The organism is Leisingera sp. F5 (assembly GCF_001593695.1).
Genome location: NZ_LUKH01000226.1, coordinates 1 through 3,578, shown reverse-complemented (window position 1 = coordinate 3,578; position 3,578 = coordinate 1). Strand labels below are relative to the sequence as shown.

The 3,578-nt window shown below is 62.0% G+C and carries 3 protein-coding genes and 3 pseudogenes; 4 read left to right on the top strand and 2 right to left on the bottom strand.

Features of this window, described 5'->3' with window-relative positions:
• Window positions 1–159 (top strand): annotated as a pseudogene (locus A2I95_RS27855) (CoA ester lyase); the annotation flags it as partial.
• A gap of 79 nt (window positions 160–238) precedes the next feature.
• Entirely contained in the window at window positions 239–1,501 is a 1,263-nt protein-coding gene (locus A2I95_RS27850; RefSeq protein ID WP_291735139.1) for a DUF4147 domain-containing protein, read from the top strand.
• A 72-nt stretch (window positions 1,502–1,573) separates the two neighbouring features.
• Here the strand turns inward: A2I95_RS27850 and A2I95_RS27845 are convergent, their stop codons facing one another.
• The gene (locus tag A2I95_RS27845) at window positions 1,574–1,990 is read right to left on the bottom strand and encodes a group II truncated hemoglobin (protein ID WP_259988081.1); all 417 of its coding nucleotides are present in this window, start codon (window positions 1,988–1,990) and stop codon (window positions 1,574–1,576) included.
• Between the two features lie 29 nt (window positions 1,991–2,019).
• A pseudogene (locus A2I95_RS27840) lies at window positions 2,020–2,391 on the bottom strand (glycine cleavage T C-terminal barrel domain-containing protein); the annotation flags it as partial.
• 2 nt (window positions 2,392–2,393) lie between these two features.
• On the opposite strand from A2I95_RS27840, the pseudogene A2I95_RS27835 reads away from it, so the two are divergent.
• Window positions 2,394–2,606: pseudogene (locus A2I95_RS27835) on the top strand (response regulator transcription factor); the annotation flags it as partial.
• Window positions 2,607–2,792: 186 nt separating this feature from the next.
• Window positions 2,793–3,578 (top strand): CoA ester lyase (locus A2I95_RS27830; protein ID WP_291735137.1); only part of this gene is annotated, 786 nt, incomplete at its 3' end.

Genomic DNA, 3,578 nt, shown 5'->3' with positions numbered 1-3,578 from the left:
GCGGAGATCACCAAGGCGCACCGCATTCTGGAGGCAATGGCCGAAGCCGAAACCGCCGGCAAAGGCGCGGTGTCGCTGGACGGCCGCCTGATTGACTATGCCTCGATCCGCCAGGCAGAAGTGCTGGTGGAAAAGGCCAAGCAGATCGCCGGCAACTAAGCCGCCGTTCTGTTTCAAGACCTTACGCCGCCCCGGTTCCACTGGGGCGGCTGTATGCCGCTACGCCAGGGAGATGCAGATGACCGGATTGCTGACCACCGCCAAGGCCCTGTTTCAGGCCGCCGTAGACCGGGCCGACCCGGCACAAGCCCTGCGTGCCCAGCTGGCGTCTTCGCCATTAGCTCCGCTGCCAGAAGGCGGCAGCAACGTGCTGCTCGCAGTGGGCAAAGCCGCCATCCCGATGATGCGCGAAGCGCTGAAGCTGATCCCCGGCACTGCCCAGGCCCTGGCCATCACAAACCCCGAAAATTACACCGAAATTCCTGGCGCCACAGTGATCTGCGGCGCCCATCCGGTGCCGGATGAAAGCAGCGCCGCCGCAGGTCAGGCTGCCATAGAAATGGCTCACTCCCTGGGCCCCGATGACCGGCTGATTGCGCTGATCTCCGGCGGTGGCTCCGCGCTGATGGTGGCCCCCGCCCCCGGCCTCTCGCTGGCCGACAAATCGGCAGTGAACAAACTGCTGCTCGCCTCCGGGCTGGAAATCAACGAGATGAACCTGATCCGTCAACAGTTGTCGGACACCAAGGGCGGCGGCCTGCTGCGTCATGCCGCACCAGCCCAAGTGCAGGCCTTCATCCTGTCGGACGTAATCGGCGACGACCTGCGTGCCATTGCCTCCGGCCCAACCGTGGCCCCCATCGGCACACGCGCTCAGGCGCGGGAAATCATGCAGCGGGCGGAGCTCTGGGACAGCGCGCGCGAAGCGGTCAGAAACCACCTCAGTGCCGCTGAGGGGGCCAAGGACGCCCCGCCCCCGACCACCAACACCCTGATCGGCTCCAACCGCCACAGCCTCAAGGCGATGATGGCGGCAGCCGCGGAAGACTGGAACCCCAAGCTGGTCTCCCACCGGCTGGTCGGCGATGTGTCAGTGGCCGCTGAAACGGTCGTTGCGGCTGCGGAGGCCGCCCCCGAAGACAAACCTGCCGCATTGATCTTCGGCGGCGAAACCACTGTTCAGCTCCGCGGCAAAGGCCTTGGCGGGCGCAACCAGGAATTGGCCCTGCGCGTCGCCAAACTGGGTGCTGACCGGCTGAATGGCGATTGGCTGTTCCTCTCCGGCGGCACTGACGGGCGTGATGGCCCTACGGACGCGGCTGGCGGCATCGCCACCCCCGCCACCTGGGCCGCGATCAAGGCTGCCGGTCATGACCCGGACGCTCTGCTTGCCGACAATGACAGCTTTGCCGCTCTCAAGGCTGCGGACGCATTGCTGATCACCGGCGGCACCGGCACTAATGTGGCCGATGTGCAAATCTTCCTTAGACGGCCGGATTGATCAACCAGCCAGCCATTCACCTTTGCAAAATACTCCCGCCGGAGGCTCCCTAAAGTGCAACAGGCGCTGCGCTCAAGCTGACGCGCGCGCCTCGCCCCACTCGGCAAGGTCATTGACCAGCATCAGCGCCACGCGCCGGAACACCTGGCGCAGCCGCTCCACATGCGGCCCTTCCAAGGACAGGTCCGCCAGCGCCTGATCCATGCACTGGAGCCAGTTCTCGGCGTCCTTTTCAGTGATGGGCACATGGGCGTGCATCAGTTTCACGTCCATGTGGCCGTGTTTTTCTTCGTAATACCGGCGGCCGCCCATGAAACCAGACAGAAAATTAAACTGCTCCATCCGGGCATGGTCCATCCCATGCCCGCGCTTGTGCAGCTTGACGATCCGGGCGCCGGTTTCCGTTTCCTCGACAATATCGTAGAACCGCTCGACCAGCGCGCGGATCACCTCTTCGCCGCCGATCTGGTCAATCAACTTCTGAACCATGTAACCTCCGTGCACCGAACCGGCCGGCCTCAGGATTGAGGCCGGGTTTTCTTGGGGTCGTAATGGGCAAAGGGTACGATCTTGGCGGGCAGGCGTTTTTGATGTCCATCAAGTTTACCGATTTCCACCTCTGTTCCCACCTCTGAACAGGATACGTCCACCCGCGCCAGCGCGATGTTCTTGCCCAGCAGCGGCGACCGCATTGCAGAGGTCACCTCGCCAATTTGCGCGCGGCCAATGCGGACACAGTCGCCATGCGCCACGTCAATTGCCGAATCGATATCCAGCCCCACCAGCTTGCGCGCTGGCGTGGTCTTGCGCCGGATCAGCGCGTCGCGGCCGATAAAATCATCCTCTTTCGATTTCAGCGGCACGGTAAAGCCGATGCCCGCCTCAAACGGGGCAGCTGTCCCACCGCGAACGCACCATGCTGGAGGCACTGTCGAAAGGGCTGACCAACAAGGAGCTCAGCAAGGAGCTGGAAATCTCCACCAACACGGTGAAGTTCCACCTCTCGAACCTTTACGAAAAACTCTCGGTCAAAAACCGCGCACAGGCGATTGCGTTTTACTACGCCAACCGCGCCGCCAAGGGTGATTTCCACCTCGAGGAATGATCCCGTAGCGGCACCCGGCGCCTCACGCGCGTGCATGTGCGCCTGTACGCACGCGAGGGCGCGTCGCGCCCGCGTACGCACGTGCGAATGTATTTAAATGAAGATTTTTTTCTTGACAGGAAACACCTTCGTGAGGAATGCCTAAAGGGGAGAGGACAAAACCCATCACGAGTGAGGAGAGAACCCATGTCATTTCACACCATTGAACAAGCCCCCGGCCGCCTGAACCGCAGCGAGTTGGCGATCCCAGGATCACAGCCGCAAATGTTTGAAAAGGCAGCGAAATCTGATGTAGACGTGATCTTCCTGGATCTCGAAGACGCGGTTGCGCCGGACGAAAAGGAACAGGCCCGCAAGAACATCATCGAGGGACTGAACGACATCGACTGGGGCAACAAATCCATGTCGGTCCGAATCAACGGCCTCGACACCCACTACATGTACCGCGATGTGGTCGATGTTGTTGAACAGGCAGGCGAACGTCTCGATCTGATCATGGTTCCCAAAGTGGGCACCGCAGCCGATGTTTACGCCGTCGACATGCTGGTCACCCAGATCGAAGACGCCAAGGGTCTGAAGAAGCGGATCGGTTTTGAGCACATCATCGAAACCGCGCTTGGCATGCAGAACGTGAGTGAAATTGCCGCAGCCTCCAAACGCAATGAATCGCTGCATTTCGGCGTTGCCGACTATGCCGCCTCGACCCGCGCCCGCACCACCATCATCGGCGGAGTGAACCCCGATTACTCAGTGCTGACCGACCCGGCCGCAGACGGCTCGCGCGAGGTGCACTGGGGCGACATGTGGCACTATGCGCTGGCCCGCATGGTGGTTGCCGCGCGCGCCAACGGCCTGCGTCCGATTGACGGCCCGTTCGGCGATTTCCAGGACCAAGAAGGCTATAAAGCCGCGGCAAAACGCGCTGCAGTTCTGGGCTGCGAAGGCAAATGGGCCATCCACCCGAGCCAGATC